Here is a 17128-nt window from a genome sequence, read left to right as displayed (position 1 = left end):
GGGGCTTCCCTATTCAGGTTTCTTCGGCCACGCGAGCGCCGCGCGCTTACGGTCACAACGATGAATCGGATGTCATCGGTAACATCCGCGCCGCGACAGGCTTTGCCGATGCGTATCGGGAATCGTTCTCAGTGCTTCAAATGAACTGGGGAGTTCTGTTTTGCAGTGCAGCGTGCAAAGGGGATAACGCTTCCTTCACGATCGCCCCGCATCCCGACGTGGGGGAGGGAGCAAGCCCGCAACCGGTTCTACCGGAAGCGGGCTTTTTTATGCCCGAAGGTTTTGTGGCGGGTCCGGCGGCGCCGCGAAGGCCTGCATCGGCCGATCGGGTTCGTGCGAACAGGGCCGCCGCGAACGTGGTGTGAGCGCGATGAGTGCCGGCGCATACGCGTCGAGCCGCAAGCGCGTTGTCGTCGCCGCTGCGCTCGGCTTTTCTCGCTCCTCACTCCTCACTCCTCACTCCTCGCAGCTCACTCCTGCTTGCCGCTGCGTCCGTTGTCGACGCCGATTCCGATTCCGATGCCGCGCAACGGCATGCCATCATCGCCGCATGTCCGCGTCTTTCTCTTCGACTCTTCCCCACGATGGTCCCGCACTCGAACACGCGCTCGCCGAGCGCGCGCTGACGCGCTTGCGCGCCGCCTCGCCGGAAGCGCGCGCCGCGCTCGACGATGCCGGCCTGGCCGCGCGGGTGGCGCGCGTCGCCGCGGTCAGCGACTTCGCCATCGACACCCTGGTGCGACAGCCGGCGCTGCTGCTTGCGCTCGGCGCCGACGACGGCGCGAGCGAACCGCCGCCGCCTTCGCTCGAGGCCGAGTTCCGCGCCGACTGGGGCGCACGCCTGCGCCGTTACCGCGCCGCCGGCTCGACGCGCCTCATCTGGCGCGACACGCTCGGCCTGGATCGGGTCGAGGACACCTTGGAGGGCAGCACTCGCCTGGCCGAGATCTGCCTGCAGGTCGCATTGAGCGCGCTCGAAGACGAATTCGAACGCCGCCACGGCGCGGTGCGCACCCGCGACGGCGAACGCGTGCGTCTGGTCGTGTTCGGCCTGGGCAAGCTCGGCGGCGGCGAGCTCAATTTCAGTTCCGACGTCGACCTGGTCTACGCCTACGAGCACGACGGCAGCACCGAGTTCGACGGCCGCGACGCCGCGCGCGCGCTCGACGCCGAGGCCTATTTCGCCAAGCTCGGCCAGCAATTGGCGCGTTTGCTCGACGAGATCACCGCCGACGGCTTCTGCCACCGCGTCGACCTGCGTCTGCGCCCCTACGGCAACGCCGGTCGCGTGGCCTGGTCGTTCGCGGCGATGGAGCAGTATTTCCAGCGCGAAGGCCGCGACTGGGAACGTTACGCCTGGCAGAAGGCGCGCCCGGTGGCCGGCGACATCGAGGCCGGCGAACGCTTCCTGGATGCGTTGCGGCCGTTCGTGTATCGGCGCTATCTCGATTTCGGCGCGCTCGACGGTTTGCGCGCGATGAAGGCGGCGATCAGCGCCGAGGTCGCGCGCAAGGAGCTGGCCGACGACATCAAACGCGGCCCCGGCGGCATCCGCGAGATCGAATTCCTGGTCCAGGCCTTGCAACTGATCCGCGGCGGCCGCGAAGCCGAACTGCGTGGGCGCCGTCTGTTGCCTGCGCTGCGCGAGTTGATCGCGCTGCGCCAGATCGCCGAAGAAACCGGGGAGTCGCTGGCCGAGGCCTATCGCTTCCTGCGCCGTCTGGAGAACCGCCTGCAGATGCTGCGCGACGCCCAGACCCACGCCTTGCCTGCGGCCGAAAGCGACCGCCTGCGCATCGCCGTCGGCCTGGGCTATCCCGATTGGGATGCGCTGGCGGGCGAACTCGAACGTCGGCGCGAACGCGTGACCGGCGAGTTCGAGGCCTTGCTCGCGCCGCGTCGGCGCCGCGCCGCGCCCGATGCACTGACCGCGTACTGGCGCGCGCTGCCCGAGTCCGGCGATGCCGAGACCCTGGCCGAGGCCGGCTTCGAGGCCGCTGCCGATGCCGACGGCGCGCTGCGCGATTTCGCCCGCAGCCCCGGCGTGCGCGGTTTGTCGGATGCCGCGCGTACGCGCCTGGACCGGGTGTTGCCGGCGCTGCTGCAGGGCGCGGCGACCTCGTCGCAGCCGATGCTCGCGCTCAAGCGCCTGCTTGCCTTGTTGCATAACGTCCTGCGCCGCAGCGCCTACCTGGCCTTGCTCGATGAGCAGCCGGCGGCGCTGTCGCGCCTGGTCGAGGCGGTGTCGCGAAGTGCCTTGCTGGCCGAGCGTCTGGCCTCGCATCCGCTGCTGCTCGATGAGTTGCTCGACGCGCGCGTCGTCGGCCCGTTGCCGGGCCGCGAGGAATTGCAGGCGGCCAGCGCCGAAGTCGACGGCGGCGACGATGCCGAGGCGACCCTGCAGGCGCTCAACGAGGTGCGGCAGTCGCTGAGCTTCCGCATCGCCATGGCCTTGCGCGACGGCCGCCAGAGCGCCGAACAGAGCGCGCGCCAGCTCGCCTGGCTCGCCGACGGTGTGGTCATGCGCATCCTGGCCCTGGCCGAGCAGGAAGTGGCGAGTGCGCACGGCCGCGTGCCGGACGCGCGTTTCGCCGTGCTCGGTTACGGCAGCCTCGGCGGCGAGGAACTCGGCTTCGGTTCCGATCTCGACCTGGTGTTTCTGTACGACGCGCCGGCGATCGAAGGCGGGGCGCAGTCCGACGGCGCGCGTCCGCTCGACGCCGGGCGCTGGTTCGCGCGCCTGGCGCAGAAGATCGTCGCCCTGCTCGGCGCGGTCACCGCGGCCGGGCGTTTGTTCGACGTCGACGTACGGCTGCGCCCGGACGGCGCCAAGGGCCTGTTGGTGTCGTCCTTGGCGAGCTTCAGCGAGTACCAGTACGAGCGCGCCTGGACCTGGGAGCACCAGGCCCTGGTGCGCGCGCGCTTCGTCGCCGGCGATGCCGGCTTGCACGAGCGTTTCGAAGCGGTGCGCGAACGCACCCTGGCGCGCGAGCGCGACGCGGCCAAGTTGCGCGATGACGTCGCCAAGATGCGGGTGAAGATGCGCGCGGAACTCGACCGCAGCGACGCCGCCTATTTCGACCTCAAGCAGGGCGAGGGCGGCCTGGTCGACCTGGAGTTCCTGCTGCAGTACCTGGTGTTGCGCGATTCGGTGCGCGAGCGCGCCCTGTTGTCGCCGCGCGACTCGGCCGGCCTGATCGAGGCGGCGCGTCGCTGCGGCGCCTTCGACGACACCCAGGCCGCCTCGCTACGCGTGGCGCATACGACCTTGCTGGCGGCGGGCCTGGAATGCACGCTCGACCGGCGCCCGCGCCGGGTGGTCGAGACCGAGGCGATCGCCGCCTCGCGCACGGCCATCTCCACGGCGATGCAGGCGCACGGCCTGCGCGAGGCGTCATGAGCCGGCCGCAGGCATGATCGACGACACCGCGCGCGGCATGATCTCGGTGTGGATGGGCACGACCACGCAATCGCCGCAGGCGTTCGAGCGCTATCTCGACGGCATGGAAGCGAGCGGTTCGGGCTGCCCGGCGCACCGCGACTTCGGCTGCGATTTTCTCGATGCGGATTTCTTCATCGCCTATGCCACCGCCGGGCATCGGCGGGTGCCGGTCGAGACCTTGGTGTTGGAAGTCGGCGCGCATACGCCGCAGACCGAACGCGCGATCCTGGCGCGCTGCCATGAGCTCGGCGTGATCGAAGGCAATGCGCTGTACTTCTACGACCACGCCGTCTTCCACGAAGCGCAGCCCGGCCGGCGCTACAACGAGCTGCAGTTCATCGGCAACTTCGCCAACCCGCGCCAGGCCCGCTAGACGCGGCCGTCGGCCGAATGCTCAGTCGCGCAGGCCCAGCCGTTGCCGGACTTCCTGCGCGACCCGCGCGGTCTCGCGCAACGGCGTCACCGGGTAGGCCGACAAGCGTTGGTCGAAGGGACGCACGCGGCCGAGGCTGAGCAGGCTGTCGACGAAACGTCCGGGCCGGCCGTCGACGCGCTCGATGCCGAAGGCGAACACCGGCACGCGCGTGGCCGCGGCTTCCGACAGCATGTTGACCGAGTCGGCGGTACAGACGATGCGGTCGGCCCAGCCGAGCAGGCCGGGGTAGGGGTTGGCGCCCTCGCCGGGCTCGTACCAGGAAACTCGCGGCAACCGCGCCAGGCGCTGACGCAGGCGCGCGCGGATCTCGACCGGCGTGCGCCGCGAGGTGGTCGCCAACAGGCTGCCGGACTCGCGTTCGAGCAGGGTCTGCAACTGCGTCGCCAACACGTCGAACGCGGCCTGATCGAATTTCGCATGCGCGCTCGGGCCGCCGAGCAACAAGGCCGTGCGCGGCCCGGGCAGGGCGCCGAACGCGGGAAAGGCGCTGCGCGCGCCGGCCAGCCACAGGTCGTCGACCGGGTTCAGGCTGCCGAGCAGGGTGATGACGTTGCCGCCGTGCAGGCGGTCGTGCTCGGGCGCGATCACCAAGTCCCAATGCTTCGGCGAGATGCGCGGATCGAGGATCTGCACCGCTGCGCAGCCGTCGCCGCGCAGCAGCCGGGTGGCCAGCGCGGCCTGGCGGCCGCAACCGATCACCAGCGCAGGGCGGGCGCTGCGGGCGCGGACGAATTCGGGGCCGAAGGCCTGGCCGACGCCGGGCAGGCGCCGCGGCGCAGCCCAGCGCCAGGGCGCACGCGGGTCCAGCGTCCAATCGATCGCCGGCCGGCCCAGGGCCTGGGTCAGGGCATAGGCTTGGCGCTGATTGCCGGCATGGCCGTCGGTCAGGATCCAGGTTGCAGCCGTGGAGCTAGTTTTGGCGGAAAGGCCGTTTCGTTGCACAGATGCGCTTAATCCGTTCCGGGATTGTCGGTTCTAAGGTCAGATTGAGACTCTACACTTCGTCTCCCGATCAATGCCCAGCGCGGCAGCCTCATGGAGAAGACGATGTCCAGGCCCCTGAACGACGAAGCCCTCGATCAACTGTTCCGCACCGCCCGCACGCATAACGAGCTCGGCGGCGAGGTCAGCGACGAGACGCTGCGCCAGCTGTACGACCTGGTCAAATGGGCGCCGACCAGCGCCAACGGCTCGCCGGCGCGCTTCGTGTTCGTGAAGTCGGCCGAAGCCAAGGAAAAGCTGCGCCCGGCCCTGTCGGAAGGCAACCTGGCCAAGACCATGGCCGCCCCGGTCACGGTGATCGTCGCCCACGACCTGGAATTCCACGACAAGCTGCCCTACCTGTTTCCGCACGCCGATGCCCGCAGCTGGTTCGCCGGCAACGACGAGCACATCCGCACCACCGCCTTCCGCAACGGCAGCCTGCAGGGCGCCTACCTCATCCTGGCGGCGCGTTCGCTCGGCCTGGACACCGGCGCGATGTCGGGCTTCGACAACGCCAAGGTCGACGAGGCCTTCTTCGGCGGCACCCAGATCAAGTCGAACTTCCTGATCAACCTCGGCGTCGGCGCGCCGGCGGCGCTGTTCCCGCGCTCGCCGCGCCTGCCGTTCGACGAGGCCGCGCGCATCGATTGAGGCGTGCGCGCCGCCACGCTTCCGGCGTGGGCCGATGCCGGCCCGCGCCTGCTTGCGCAATAGTGCCGTGATGTCGTTACTCCCGACCCATACGATCCACCCCCTACGACTCCATTCGAGGAATTCACCATGAAGCGCATCCTGCTTGCCGCTGCCCTGGGCCTGGCCTTCGCCGGCACCGCCAGCGCCGCCGCCGTGACCTACAAGATCGACCCCAACCACACCGACGTCGTGGTCGGCTGGAGCCATTTCGGCTTCTCCAACCCGGTCGCGCATTTCGGCAAGGTCGACGGCACCATTACCTACGATCCGGCCAAGCCGGCGGCTTCCTCGGTGCAGGTCACGATCCCGCTGGACGGCCTGGATTCGCACGTGCCGGATTTCGACGAGCACCTCAAGAGCGCCGATTTCTTCGACGCCGAGAAATTCCCGACCATCACCTTCAAGAGCACCAAGGTCGAAGCGGCCGGCGACAAGAAGCTCAAGGTGAGTGGCGAGCTGACCGTGCACGGCGTGACCAAGCCGGCCGTGCTCGACGTCACCATCAACAAGATCGGCGAGCAGCCGATGGCCAAGCGCGCCGCCGCCGGCTTCGATGCCAGCACCACGCTCAAGCGCAGCGATTTCGGCCTCGGCAAGTACGCGCCGAACGTCAGCGACGAAGTCAGCATCCGCATCACCACCGAAGCGCTGGTGCCCAAGCCCGAAGCCAAGAAGTAAGCGCGAACGCATGATCATCGAACGCCCATCCAGCGCCCGCGGCCAGGTCCAGGCGGGTTGGCTGGACAGCCGCCACACGTTCTCGTTCGGCGGCTACTACGACCCGGCCTGGATGGGCTTCGGTGCCTTGCGGGTGATCAACGAAGACCGCGTCGACCCCGGCGCGGGCTTTGCGCCGCATCGTCACGCCAACATGGAAATCCTCAGCTACGTGCTGAGCGGCCGCCTGTCGCACCAAGGCAGCGCCGACGACGGCGGCGTCATCGGCGCCGGCGAACTGCAGTGGATGAGCGCCGGCCACGGCGTCGAACACAGCGAGTACAACGGCTCCGACAGCGAGCCGGTGCATTTCCTGCAGATCTGGATCCAGCCCGACCGTCTCAACGCCCGACCCGCCTACGCCAAGCGCGAGGCGACCGAAGCGCGCGACGGCGAGTTCGTTCTCCTGGCCTCGCGCGACGGCGCCCACGGCGGTCTGCCGGTGCGCCAGGACCTGCGCCTGTATTCGTTGGCCCTGGCGCCCGGGTCCAGCGCGCGACGCCTGCTCGATGCGGGACGTCTGTATTGGCTGCAGGTCGCGCGGGGGCGGGTCGAGGTGGCTGGGCGCACGCTCGAAGCCGGCGATGCGCTTGGGTTTCGCGAAGAATCCGCCGAGCTGGTGTTGACCGGTTTGGGCGATACGACGGCCGATCTGCTGTTTTTCGATCTGCCGCCGGCGGGTTGAGAGCAAGAGCAAGAATCAAGAGCAAATCCCCCTGGCCCCCCTTTTTCAGAGGGGGACCCGTTACGGGGATTTCGCCGATCTGAGCCTTGATCGCTTCGATCAATCCTTAGCTGATCGAGCCGTTCGCTTCGTCGTTACGAGATCAAGGGCAACCGGAGGCGACCAAGCCGCCTGTGCTGCCATACCCACCAGAAGGATTCCCCCCCCTCTGAAAAAGGGGGGCTAGGGGGGATTTGCTCCTAAAGTACCCAGCCAGACCGCCGCGCCCCGTACACGGCCCGACCCCGCAACGCTGCTAAACTGCCACCCCCGCGTCGCCATCCGTCGTCCCTCATGACCGCAGCCAACGCCCATCCCACCCAGGCCAACGCCGAGCAGCGCTATACCGTCACGCGCGCCGACCTGCCGTTGAGCTGCCCGCTGCCGTCGATGGCGCTGTGGAACTCGCACCCGCGCGTGTACCTGCCGATCGAGGCCGAGCGCGAATGCCAGTGCCCGTACTGCGGCGCGCATTTCACCCTGGTCGACGACTGATCGCGGCCGCGTGACACCGCCCACGCCGACCATGCGCCGGCTGACGGTGATGCAATTGCTGCCGAAGCTGGAATCCGGCGGCGTCGAACGTTCGACTCTCGAAGTCGCCGAAGCGCTGGTGCGCGCCGGCCACCGCGCCATCGTGGTCTCGGCCGGCGGCCGCCTGGTGCCGCAACTGCTGGCCTCGGGCGCCGAACACATCGAGCTGGCGATCGGGCGCAAATCGCCTTCGACCCTGCGCCATGGCTTCACCCTGCGCCGGCTGTGGGCCGAGCACTCGGTCGACATCGTCCACGCGCGTTCGCGCCTGCCGGCCTGGATCGGCCTGCTGGCCTGGCGCGGCATGGACGAGGCGACGCGGCCGCGCTTCGTCACCACCGTGCACGGGCTCAATTCGCCGTCGCGCTACAGCGCGGTGATGACCCGCGGCGAACGCACCATCTGTGTCTCGCGCACGGTCCGCGACTACGTGCTCGAACACTATCCCGATACCGACCCGGACAAGCTGCGCATCATTCCGCGCGGCATCGATCCGGCGGCGTTCCCGCACGCGCCCTGGCCCGATCCGCAGGCGCGGGCCTGGGCCGCGGCGCGGCATCCCGCGCTCGCCGGCGACGGCCCCTTGTTGCTGTTGCCCGGACGCGGTACGCGCCTGAAGGGCCATGCCGATGCGCTGGCCTTGCTCGCCGCGATCCGCGCCGACGGCCATGATGCGCGGCTGTGGCTGCCGGGCGCGCGCGAGGCCGGGCGCGAGGCCTATATCGTCGAACTGGAACAGGCCGCGCAGCAGCTCGGCATCGGCGAGGCGATCGCCTTCACCGCACCGACCGACGAGATCGCCCGCGCCTATGCCGCGAGCGATCTGGTCCTCCAGCTCTCGCGCAAACCCGAGGCCTTCGGCCGCACCGTGGTCGAGGCCTTGTCCTGCGGGCGTGCGGTGGTCGGTTGGAATTACGGCGGTGTCGGCGAACTGCTGACCCAGTTGCAGCCGCGCGGCGCGGTCGCGCCGTTCGATCTGCAGGCCCTGCGCGCGGCGGCTTGCGAATTGCTAACGCAAGCGCCCGCGGCTGTGGATACGATGGCGTTTTCCCTGCGGGCGATGCAGGAGGCCACGCTTGCCGTCTATGCCGAACTCGTCGATGCCTCACACCGCGCCTGATCCGGCGACGGCTTCGTCCGGGCCGCCGCCCGTCGAGGCACCTCATGCGATCGTCGGCTGGCGCTGGGCGCCGGCCTGGATCCTGTCCTATATAGCGCTGCTGTTCGCGCCGGGCTATGCCGAAACCGTGCTCACACTCGGCGCACTGACCGCTCTGGTGCGACTGGTGCTGGTCCGCTTCAACACCGGCGCGCGCCTGCTCAGCGATCCGGCCTGGGTGCTGACCAGCGCCTTGTTCGCGGCGTACTGGTTGCCGGAACTGATCTCGGCGACCGATGCGGTCGACCCGGGCCGCGCCTTGCGCGAGGCCGCGGTCGATCTGCGCTATCTGCCGTTCCTGTGGCTGGTCGCGGCCGCGGTCGCGACCCGGCAGGGGCAGCGCACCACCTTCGGCGGCCTGGCCATCATCATCGGCCTGTGGACCGTCGACGCCTTGCTGCAAGGCCTCACCGGCACCAGCCCGCTGTTCTTCGGCATCGACTCGCTGAAGCAGGCGATCAGCGGCCACGGCATGTGTTCGGACGCCGAGATCGCCAGTGTCGACCGCCTCAGCGGCGTGCTCGGCCCGTGCAATCTCAAGCTCGGCCAGGTGATCGCGAGCTTCTCGCCGTTCGTGCTGTACGCGGTCGGCCGCCGTTTCCGTCTCGGCGGTTGGTTGGTCGCAGCGGCCGCCGTAGGCGTGGTCGTGGTGCTGGCCGGCTCGCGCGCGTCGTGGATCACCTACGGCCTGGTGCTGGTGTTGTCGGGGTGGCGTTTGCTCGGCTGGAAGCGCCTGCTCGGCGTGTTCGCGTTCGGCGTGCTGGCACTGGCGGTGCTCGACCAGACCAGCCCGCAGGTGCACGACCGCCTCGCCCGCACCGCGCACATCGTCAGCGCCGACGTCGAAGGCCTCGACAATGCGTTGTCGGGGCGCACGCGCATCTGGCGCGCGGCGCTGTGCATGGTCGGCGAGCATCCGCTCAACGGCGTGGGCGCGCGCGGCTTCCGCGAAGCCTTCCCGGCCTGCGACCCGCAACCCGGGCGCACCACGTCCTGGGGCGAAGGCCCGGCGCTGCATGCGCACCAGTTGCTGCTCGAAGTGCTCGCCGAAACCGGCGCCTTCGGCCTGTTGCTGTGGCTGGCCGGCGCCGCATTGGCCTGGCGCGCGTGGGCGGTCGCCGATGCGCGCGCGCGCGAAGCCGCGCGGCCGGCGATGCTGGCCTTGCTGGTGACGGTGTTCCCGTTCAACACCCACCTGGCCTTCTATTCGACCTTCTGGGGCGGGCTGACCTTGCTGCTGGCGGCCTTGTACGCCGGCAGCCTGCTGGCGCAGCCGCCGGACGAGGGCGCCGCGACGGCGTAAGCGGTCGCGTTGTTCCGTTGCCGAGCGGGTCGATCAGGCCGGAGCGTTCTCGACGGGCTTCTTGTACGGCGAACGCTGGCCCGGCGGGCGGCGTTTGAAGCGGCGGTGGATCCACAGGTACTGGCTCGGCGCTTCGCGCACCATCGCCTCGATCTGGGCATTGACGCGGGTGCTGTCCTGCGTGGCATCGCTGGACGGGAACTCGGCCAGCGGCGCGCCGACGCGCAATATGTAATCGGCGCCCTCGCGGCGATGGAAGAACGGCACCACCGCGCAACCGCTGAGGCGCGCGAACTGGTGGGTGGCGGTGATCGTCGCCGCCGGCACGCCGAAGAACGGCGCGAACACCGTGTCCTTGCCGCGCATGTCCTGGTCCGGCGCATACCACAGGAAGCCGCCCTGCTTGAGATGGCGCATCGCCGGGCGGATCTCTTCGTTGGTGAACATGGCCGCGGCGTAGCGCAGACGGCCGCGCTTGACCGCCCATTCCATGACCGGGTTGCGGTGCTTGCGGTACATGCCGGCCAGCGGCAGGTGGTCGCACATCAGCCGCCCGCACATCTCCAGGGTCATGAAATGGCCCGAGATCATCAGCACGCCGCGTCCGGCCGCGCGCACCTCGTCGAGCCGCTCCAGGCCTTCGATGCGCACCGTGCGCCGCATCGGCGCGACCCCGCCCCACCAGGCGCGGGCGAATTCGAAGAAGCCGATGCCGAGGTCGCGGAAGCTTTGCCGCAGCAGGGTTTCGCGCTCGGCCTCGGTCTTCTCCGGGAAGCACAGGGCCAGGTTGATGCGGGCCGCGCGTCGGCGCTGGCCCGCCACGCGCAGGGCGAAGACCCCGATCAGGCGGCCGAGCGCACGTTGCAGACCCCAGGGCAGGCGCGCGCCGAAACACATCGCGGCCAGCGCGAGCCACATCGGCCACAGGCGCGGCACCAGCAGGGAAGGGCGAGGGGGCAGGACAGGTTCGGCCATGGCCATAGTTTATGCGGTGAGCGTGTGCTGTCGGTGCAGTACCGCCGCGAGCGCGACCGCGGCGGGCATCGGCACGTCGGGGCTCGATGCCGGCGGTGAGTGGTTCGCGTGCGCTGCGGGCCTCGCGGCTTCCGCGCCGATGAGCTGCGAATGCCCGCGCATCGCCGGTTCTGCGCATCCGGTCGAGTCCGGTGCGGTGCGCGATGACGGCATCCACGACCGGATCACCTCCGCAAGCTTTATCCTTGTCGGATGCGGAAGGACTTGATCGAGCGCCTGTTGCGCGGCCTGTATTCGGTCGCGCTGTATCTGTTGGCGCCGGTGACGATCTATCACCTGATCTGGCGCGGCTTCCGCCAGCCGGCCTATTTCCAGCGCTGGCTCGAGCGTTACGCGATCTATCGCGGCCCCGCGCAGACCCGCACCCTGTGGCTGCACGCGGTCTCGGTCGGCGAGGTCAACGCCGCGATTCCGCTGGTGAATGCCCTGCGCCGCGGCCGTCCCGATCTGCGCCTGCTGGTGACCACGATCACCCCGACCGGTTCGGACCGCGCGCGTTCGGCCTGGGGCGATTCGGTCGAGCACGTGTATCTGCCTTACGACCTGCCCGGCGCGGTCGGGCGTTTCCTGCGCCATCACCAGCCCTGCGCGGCGCTGATCATGGAAACCGAGTTGTGGCCGAACCTGTTGTTCGGCTGCCGCGACCGCGGTATTCCGGCCTATATCCTCAATGCGCGCCTGTCGGAGCGTTCGCTGCGCGGCTATCGCGTGTTGGCGCCCTTGGTGGGGCGCGCCCTGCGCACGGTGCGCACGGTGGCGGCGCAGTCGCGCGCCGACGGCGAGCGTTTCGTCGAACTCGGCGCGCGCCCCGAGCAGGTCACCGAGACCGGCAACCTCAAGTTCGATGTCAACGTGCCCGACGCGCTCGACGAGTTCGCGCTCGAATGCCACCGCCACACCGGCGAGCGGCCGGTGTGGATCGCGGCGAGCACGCACGAGGACGAAGAGGCCGCGACGGTGACCATGCATCGGCGCCTGCGCGAGCGTTTCCCCGACCTGCTGCTGCTGTGGGCGCCGCGCCATCCGGAACGCTTCCGGGTCGTCGCCGAACACGCCCGCAGCGCCGGCTGGCAGGTGTCGACGCGTTCGCGCGCGCGCTGGCCGCAGCCGGGCGACGATGTCTTCGTCATCGATACCCTTGGCGAACTGATGAGCTTCTACGCCTGCGCCGATGTCGCCTTCGTCGGCGGCAGCCTGCAGGCGATCGGTGGGCACAACCTGCTCGAACCGGCCGCGACCGGCACCCCGATCGTGACCGGCCCGCATCTGCACAACTTCGTCGAGATCGCGCAGCGCCTGGAAACCGCCGGTGCCTTGCGGATCGGCGCCGACGCCGAGGCGGTCGAGGCCGCGGTCGAGCGCCTGCTGGCCGACCCGATCGAACGCGCCAAGATGATCGACGCCGGCCGCGCCCTGGTCGAACTGGGCCGCGGCGCCTTGGCCCGCACCATGGCCTTGCTGCAGCCGGCCTTGCCGCCGCTGCGTTGAGCGCGGTGAATCCATCCCTGTAGGAGCGGCGTAAGCCGCGACCGCGGGATGGCCAGAAACGCCATCGTCGTCGTAAATCATCAACGCGAAATACCGGCACGCGGGTAGGAGCGGCGCAAGCCGCGAGCGCGAACCCGCAACCATTGCGCAGCCATCCGCAGAGCGTCGTATTCGCAGCGGTGCCCGCGGTTGCACGGTCGGCGCTAGGGCGCGGTCGCGGCTCGCGCCGCTCCTACCCTGGTGAAGCTACGCGGCTTCGATCGATTACGAAGACATTGAGGTTGTTGCGCGTCCCGCGGTCGCGGCTCGCGCCGCTCCTACTGGGGAAGAAGGCGCGGCCACAAACGAAAAAACCGCCGGTGGGCCGGCGGTTTTTCGTGGGGCTCCGAAGGGATCCGGATCGCCGCGTTACTGCGCCTGCGGCGGTGCCAGGTTGGTCGCTGCGTCGGCGGTCAGCAGGCGGTTGATGTCCTGCACGTCGGCGACGTCGAGCGAGCCGGCGGCCTGTTCCAGCAGCAGGCGGTTCTGCAGATAGTTGTACTTGGACTGGGCATAGGCCTGTTGCGCTTCCAGCAGGGTGCGCTGGTTGTTCAACACGTCCAGCACGGTGCGGGTGCCGACTTCCAGGCCGACCTGCGAAGCATCGTAGGCGGCCTGCGCCGAGACCAGGGCGAGGCGGCGCGCTTCGACTTCGCTGATGCCGGCGACCAGGGTCTGGTAGGCGTTGCGGGTGGTGCGCACGAGCAGACGCTTCTGGCGTTCGAGTTCGTCCTGGGCGGCGTCGCGACGCGCCAGGGCCTGGCGCACGCCGGACTGGATGCGGCCGCCCGCGTACAACGGCACCGACAGTTCCAGGCCGATGCTCGGGCCGTGGTTGGCGTTGCCGGGTGCATTCATGGTCTGGCCCATGAAGGTGCGGTCGCCCCAACTGGCGTTGTCGCCGTAGCTGCCGTTCAAGCTCAGCGTCGGCCAATGGCCGGCGCGCGCGGTTTCCACGCCGATTTCGGCGGCGCGCACCTGCAAGTCCTGCGCGCGCAGCGAAGGATTGTTCTGCACGGCATTGTTGACCCAGCCTTCGACGTCCTGCGCTTCCGGCAGGTTCGGCTTGAAGTCGGCCGGCAAGGCCTTGAGCGCGCGCACCGGTTGGCCGGTGATCTGGCTCAGGCCCTGGTAGGCGTCTTCGACCGCGTTGCGCGCGGTGATGGTGCCGGCGCGGGCGGTGTCGTACTGGGCGCGCGCTTCGTGCACGTCGGTGATCGGCGCCAGGCCGACTTCCAGGCGCTTGGAGGCGTAGTCGAACTGCTTCTGCAGCGCGGTTTCGGCGGCTTCGGCGGCGGCGAGGTTCTCCAGCTTGACCAGCACGTCGAAGTAGGCCGCCGAGGTGCGCGTGATCAGTTCCTGGCTGGCCGATTCGAGGGTGAAGTCGCTGGCCTGGCTGATCGCATTCTGACCCTGGTAGGTCTTGATGCTGGCGCGGTTGTAGATCATCTGGCTCGCGGCGAGCGAGTAGTTGCGCGAGGTGCTGTCGGAGCGGAAGTCGACGCCGGCCGGGATCGGATCCGGATCGGTCGGATCGCTGCTGCCCGAGCCGCCTTCGCTGGTGGTGCGGCTGCGGCTCAGCCGCGCGGTGCCCGACAAGGACGGCAGCAACGCGGCGCGGGCCTGGATGCGGTCTTCCTTGGTCGCCAGACGGTTGGATTCGGCCGCCGACAGCTGCGGGTCGCCCTGGCGCGCGAGTTCATAGGTCTGCAGCAAGTCTTCCGCCGACGCGACGGCCGGCAGCAGGGATAAGGCCAGGGCAAGAACGAGAGGGCGGCGGGTCATGCGGCTTCCTTGAGCGTTCAGAACTCGAAGGCAGGCGCGGGGGCCGCGCCGACGAGATAGGGGAGGTCGGTTTCGAACAACGATTGGATGCGCGCAGCGTTGACATCGTTGCGTTCGCCGGCGGTGACCCGCAGTCCTTCCATGGCCGGCGAACGGCCGCGGACGACGAACAGGCGGCCGTTGGGCTGCAACCACTGCAACCACTGCGGCGGAATTTCCGAGACCGCGCCGGTCACGCAGATCGCGTTGAAGCGGCGGTCGGTGCGGTAAGTCAGGGCGTCGGCATCGACGACCTGGACGTTGTTGATCGATTGCGCGGCCAGGCGCTTGCGCGCGGTCGCGGCGAGGTCGGGGTGGAGCTCAAGGCTGACGACTTCGCGGGCGAGCAGACCGAGGCAGGCGGTCAGGTAACCGCTGCCGGTGCCGATCTCGAGCACGTCGTCGGTCGGGTCGACCGCGAGCGACTGCAGCGTGCGGCCTTCGAGCACCGGCTTCATCATGAATTCGCCGTGCGCCAACGGCAGCTGCACGTCGGTATAGGCCAGATTGCGGTGCGCTTCGTCGACGAAGGCCTCGCGCGGCAAAGCGGCCAGCACATCGAGCACGCGCGGGTCGAGCACGTCCCACGGCCGAACCTGTTGTTCGACCATCAGTTCACGTGCTTTTGCGTAATCGAGCGTAGTCATCGGGGCGTCTTCATGTTGCGTGGGAACTGCGAATTCTACCGGGACCACGCGACCCCCGGAGCAAAAGAATTAACCACGCCCGGGCCCGGGCTTAGTGCCGAAAGTCACCGGAACTCTCGGCACCGTGCGGGTTTCGGGCCGTGCCGCGGCGGTTTCAGCGCTCGCGGCGGGCATAGGCGCGCAGGAACATCGTCACCGAGGCGTCGATGTGCGCGCGCACCTCGGTCCGGCCCGGCGCGCCGCAGCCGAACATCAGCAAGGCGTGCGGCTCGCCCTTGACCAGGCAGAAGAACTGCGGCGCGGCGCGGGGCACGTCGTCGATCTCCAGCTCGCCGGCCTCGACCCGGCGCTGCAGCAAGGCGGTGAATTCGTCGTGCAGGCGCTGCGGCCCGGCCTCCCAGAACATCTTCGACAGCGGCGATTGGGCGACCTGGGGCGAGCACAACAGACGATGAATCTGGATCGCCTCGGGCGAGCTGACCATCTCGTAGAAGGCGTTGGCGATCGCCAGCAGGCGCTCGCGCAGCGGCGTGGCCGGGTCGGGCACGAACATCAGCGGCGGCAGGTGCTGCTCGCAATACGCCTTGACCGCGGCGCCGAACAGGGTCTCTTTGTCGCCGAAATGGCTATAGACGGTGAGCTTGGAGACCCCGGCCCCGGCGGCGATCTGGTCCATGCTGACCCCGTCGAAGCCGTCGACCAGGAACAGGCGCTTGGCCGCGTCGAGGATCGCGTTGCGCTTGCTGAGGTCCTTCGGGCGGCCTGGGCCGGCCGGCTTGGCCGGCCGCATCGGGGGGCTGGAGGGTCGGGGCGAGGACATAAGGAATACTGGACTACCGGGTTCGTTATTTATACAGTACTGGTAAGTACATTAATTCGCGATGAGGCCAACCGCAATGCGCCACCGGACTTTTACCGCCGCGCCCGCCGCCCCGATGCTGTTCGGCGCGGCGCTCATGCTGGTCCTGACGGCCTGCGGCAAGGGCCAGCAGGTCGAAGAGTCCCCGCGGCCGGTGCTGGTCACCCACCCGGGCGGTGCGGTCAACGGGGTCTCGGCCTTCGCCGGCGAGGTCCGGGCCCGCGAGGAGAGCCCGCTGTCGTTCCGGGTCGGCGGCAAGCTGATCGAGCGCAAGGTCGACGTCGGCGCCCATGTTGCCGCAGGCCAGGTGTTGGCGATACTCGACGCCGGCGATCTGGAGGCCCAGGCGCGTGCGGCCCAGGCCCAGCTCGCCGCTGCCGAAGCCGACTACGGCCGCGCCCGCGCCGATCAGGTCCGTTATTCGCAGCTCGCCAAGGACCAACTGGTCAGCCGTTCGACCCAGGACGCCCAGGACGCAGCGGCCAAGGCCGCGCTCGGCCAGGTCAACGCCGCCCGCGCCAACCTCGAGGTCGCGCGCAACCAGTCGGCCTACACCCATCTGCGTGCGCCGAGCGCCGGCGTGATCGCCAGCCGCAGCGCCGAGGCCGGCCAGGTGGTCGCCGCCGGCCAGCAGGTGTTCGCGCTGGCCGCCGACGGCGCCCGCGAAGTCGCCTTCGCCGTGCCCGAGGGCGCGATCGCGACCTTCAAGCCGGGCCAGCAGGTCTTGATCGAACTGTGGTCGCAGTCCGGCCAGCGCTGGCCGGGCCGGGTCCGCGAAGTGTCGCCGGCAGCCGATCCGGCCTCGCGTACCTACGCCGCGCGGGTCACCGTGGACGCGCCGGCCGGCACCCTGGAACTGGGCCAGAGCGCGCGCATCTACCTGCCCAACCATGCCGCCAGCGGGCTCAGCGTGCCGCTCGCGGCCGTGCAGCGCAGCGCCAACGGCACGGCCGTGTTCGTCGCCGACCTCAAGAGCGGCACGGTCAAGCTGCGGCCGGTGCAGACGGGCGCCTACGGCCCCGAGCGGGTGCCGGTGAGTTCGGGCCTGCAGCCCGGCGACTGGGTCGTCGCCGCCGGCGGCCACCTGCTGCGCGACGGGCAGAAAGTGGTCGCCGTCGACCGCGACAACCACCCGGTTGAGCGCTGATCGCTCCGCGACGTTGAGCGTTAACCGCCTCCGCGACTCCTACCAGGCCGGCCATGCCCTCGCGCTACCGCCCGCACCCTCACCCCAACCCTGTCCC

The 17128-nt window shown here is 69.5% G+C and carries 16 protein-coding genes; 11 read left to right on the top strand and 5 right to left on the bottom strand.

From position 1 onward, the window contains the following. Window positions 1–550 precede the first annotated feature (550 nt). The gene (gene glnE / locus ACKN61_RS20165; RefSeq protein ID WP_408950952.1) at window positions 551–3400 is read left to right on the top strand and encodes a bifunctional [glutamate--ammonia ligase]-adenylyl-L-tyrosine phosphorylase/[glutamate--ammonia-ligase] adenylyltransferase; all 2850 of its coding nucleotides are present in this window, start codon (window positions 551–553) and stop codon (window positions 3398–3400) included. 13 nt (window positions 3401–3413) lie between these two features. Then, window positions 3414–3815 carry a hypothetical protein gene (locus tag ACKN61_RS20160; RefSeq protein ID WP_408950951.1) on the top strand — a complete coding sequence of 134 codons (402 nt, stop codon included), beginning with the start codon at window positions 3414–3416 and terminating at the stop codon, window positions 3813–3815. A 21-nt stretch (window positions 3816–3836) separates the two neighbouring features. Here the strand turns inward: ACKN61_RS20160 and ACKN61_RS20155 are convergent, their stop codons facing one another. Then, on the bottom strand, window positions 3837–4820 hold the full coding sequence (locus tag ACKN61_RS20155; RefSeq protein WP_408950950.1) for a mitochondrial fission ELM1 family protein: 984 nt from the start codon (window positions 4818–4820) through the stop codon (window positions 3837–3839). Window positions 4821–4925: 105 nt separating this feature from the next. Between ACKN61_RS20155 and ACKN61_RS20150 the strand changes: the two genes are divergently transcribed. The 6 genes from ACKN61_RS20150 (at window position 4926) to ACKN61_RS20125 (ending at window position 9992) form a co-directional block, all read left to right on the top strand. After that, a complete protein-coding gene (locus ACKN61_RS20150) occupies window positions 4926–5513 on the top strand; it encodes a malonic semialdehyde reductase (RefSeq protein ID WP_408950949.1) in 588 nt (195 codons plus the stop codon). Window positions 5514–5642: 129 nt separating this feature from the next. Further along, window positions 5643–6233, top strand: coding sequence for a YceI family protein (locus tag ACKN61_RS20145; RefSeq protein ID WP_031370312.1), 591 nt, complete (start codon window positions 5643–5645; stop codon window positions 6231–6233). Window positions 6234–6243: 10 nt separating this feature from the next. Beyond that, complete coding sequence (locus tag ACKN61_RS20140) at window positions 6244–6957, top strand: pirin family protein (protein ID WP_408950948.1); 714 nt, start codon at window positions 6244–6246, stop codon at window positions 6955–6957. A gap of 333 nt (window positions 6958–7290) precedes the next feature. After that, on the top strand, window positions 7291–7491 hold the full coding sequence (locus ACKN61_RS20135) for a zinc-finger domain-containing protein (RefSeq protein ID WP_031370314.1): 201 nt from the start codon (window positions 7291–7293) through the stop codon (window positions 7489–7491). 31 nt (window positions 7492–7522) lie between these two features. Then, the gene (locus ACKN61_RS20130) at window positions 7523–8650 is read left to right on the top strand and encodes a glycosyltransferase (protein ID WP_408953877.1); all 1128 of its coding nucleotides are present in this window, start codon (window positions 7523–7525) and stop codon (window positions 8648–8650) included. After that, window positions 8631–9992: an O-antigen ligase family protein gene (locus ACKN61_RS20125; protein WP_408950947.1), complete on the top strand. Its 1362-nt coding sequence runs from the start codon at window positions 8631–8633 to the stop codon at window positions 9990–9992. Before ACKN61_RS20130 ends, ACKN61_RS20125 begins: the two co-directional genes overlap by 20 nt. A gap of 33 nt (window positions 9993–10025) precedes the next feature. Here the strand turns inward: ACKN61_RS20125 and lpxL are convergent, their stop codons facing one another. Continuing rightward, window positions 10026–10967, bottom strand: coding sequence for an LpxL/LpxP family Kdo(2)-lipid IV(A) lauroyl/palmitoleoyl acyltransferase (gene lpxL, locus ACKN61_RS20120; protein WP_408950946.1), 942 nt, complete (start codon window positions 10965–10967; stop codon window positions 10026–10028). Here lpxL and ACKN61_RS20115 point away from each other — a divergent pair. Further along, window positions 10966–11235, top strand: a complete 270-nt coding sequence (locus ACKN61_RS20115) for a hypothetical protein (RefSeq protein WP_408950945.1) — start codon at window positions 10966–10968, stop codon at window positions 11233–11235. The genes lpxL and ACKN61_RS20115 overlap by 2 nt on opposite strands. Continuing rightward, entirely contained in the window at window positions 11220–12515 is a 1296-nt protein-coding gene (gene waaA / locus ACKN61_RS20110) for a lipid IV(A) 3-deoxy-D-manno-octulosonic acid transferase (RefSeq protein ID WP_031370318.1), read from the top strand. The genes ACKN61_RS20115 and waaA overlap by 16 nt, the downstream gene beginning before the upstream one ends. A gap of 408 nt (window positions 12516–12923) precedes the next feature. On the opposite strand, the gene ACKN61_RS20105 is transcribed toward waaA, so the two are convergent. The 3 genes from ACKN61_RS20105 to ACKN61_RS20095 form a co-directional block, all read right to left on the bottom strand. After that, window positions 12924–14339, bottom strand: a complete 1416-nt coding sequence (locus tag ACKN61_RS20105) for a TolC family outer membrane protein (protein ID WP_408950944.1) — start codon at window positions 14337–14339, stop codon at window positions 12924–12926. A 17-nt stretch (window positions 14340–14356) separates the two neighbouring features. Further along, complete coding sequence (locus ACKN61_RS20100) at window positions 14357–15025, bottom strand: protein-L-isoaspartate O-methyltransferase family protein (RefSeq protein ID WP_408950943.1); 669 nt, start codon at window positions 15023–15025, stop codon at window positions 14357–14359. 154 nt (window positions 15026–15179) lie between these two features. Beyond that, window positions 15180–15845, bottom strand: coding sequence for a TetR/AcrR family transcriptional regulator (locus ACKN61_RS20095; RefSeq protein ID WP_408950942.1), 666 nt, complete (start codon window positions 15843–15845; stop codon window positions 15180–15182). Window positions 15846–15921: 76 nt separating this feature from the next. Between ACKN61_RS20095 and ACKN61_RS20090 the strand changes: the two genes are divergently transcribed. Further along, window positions 15922–17031 (top strand): efflux RND transporter periplasmic adaptor subunit, encoded by a 1110-nt coding sequence (locus tag ACKN61_RS20090; protein WP_408950941.1) that lies wholly within the window; start codon window positions 15922–15924, stop codon window positions 17029–17031. Window positions 17032–17128 lie beyond the last annotated feature (97 nt).

The organism is Lysobacter sp. Hz25 (genome assembly GCF_046097045.1).
Lineage (GTDB): Bacteria > Pseudomonadota > Gammaproteobacteria > Xanthomonadales > Xanthomonadaceae > Lysobacter > Lysobacter antibioticus_B.
This window is presented reverse-complemented; position numbering and strand designations above follow the sequence as displayed.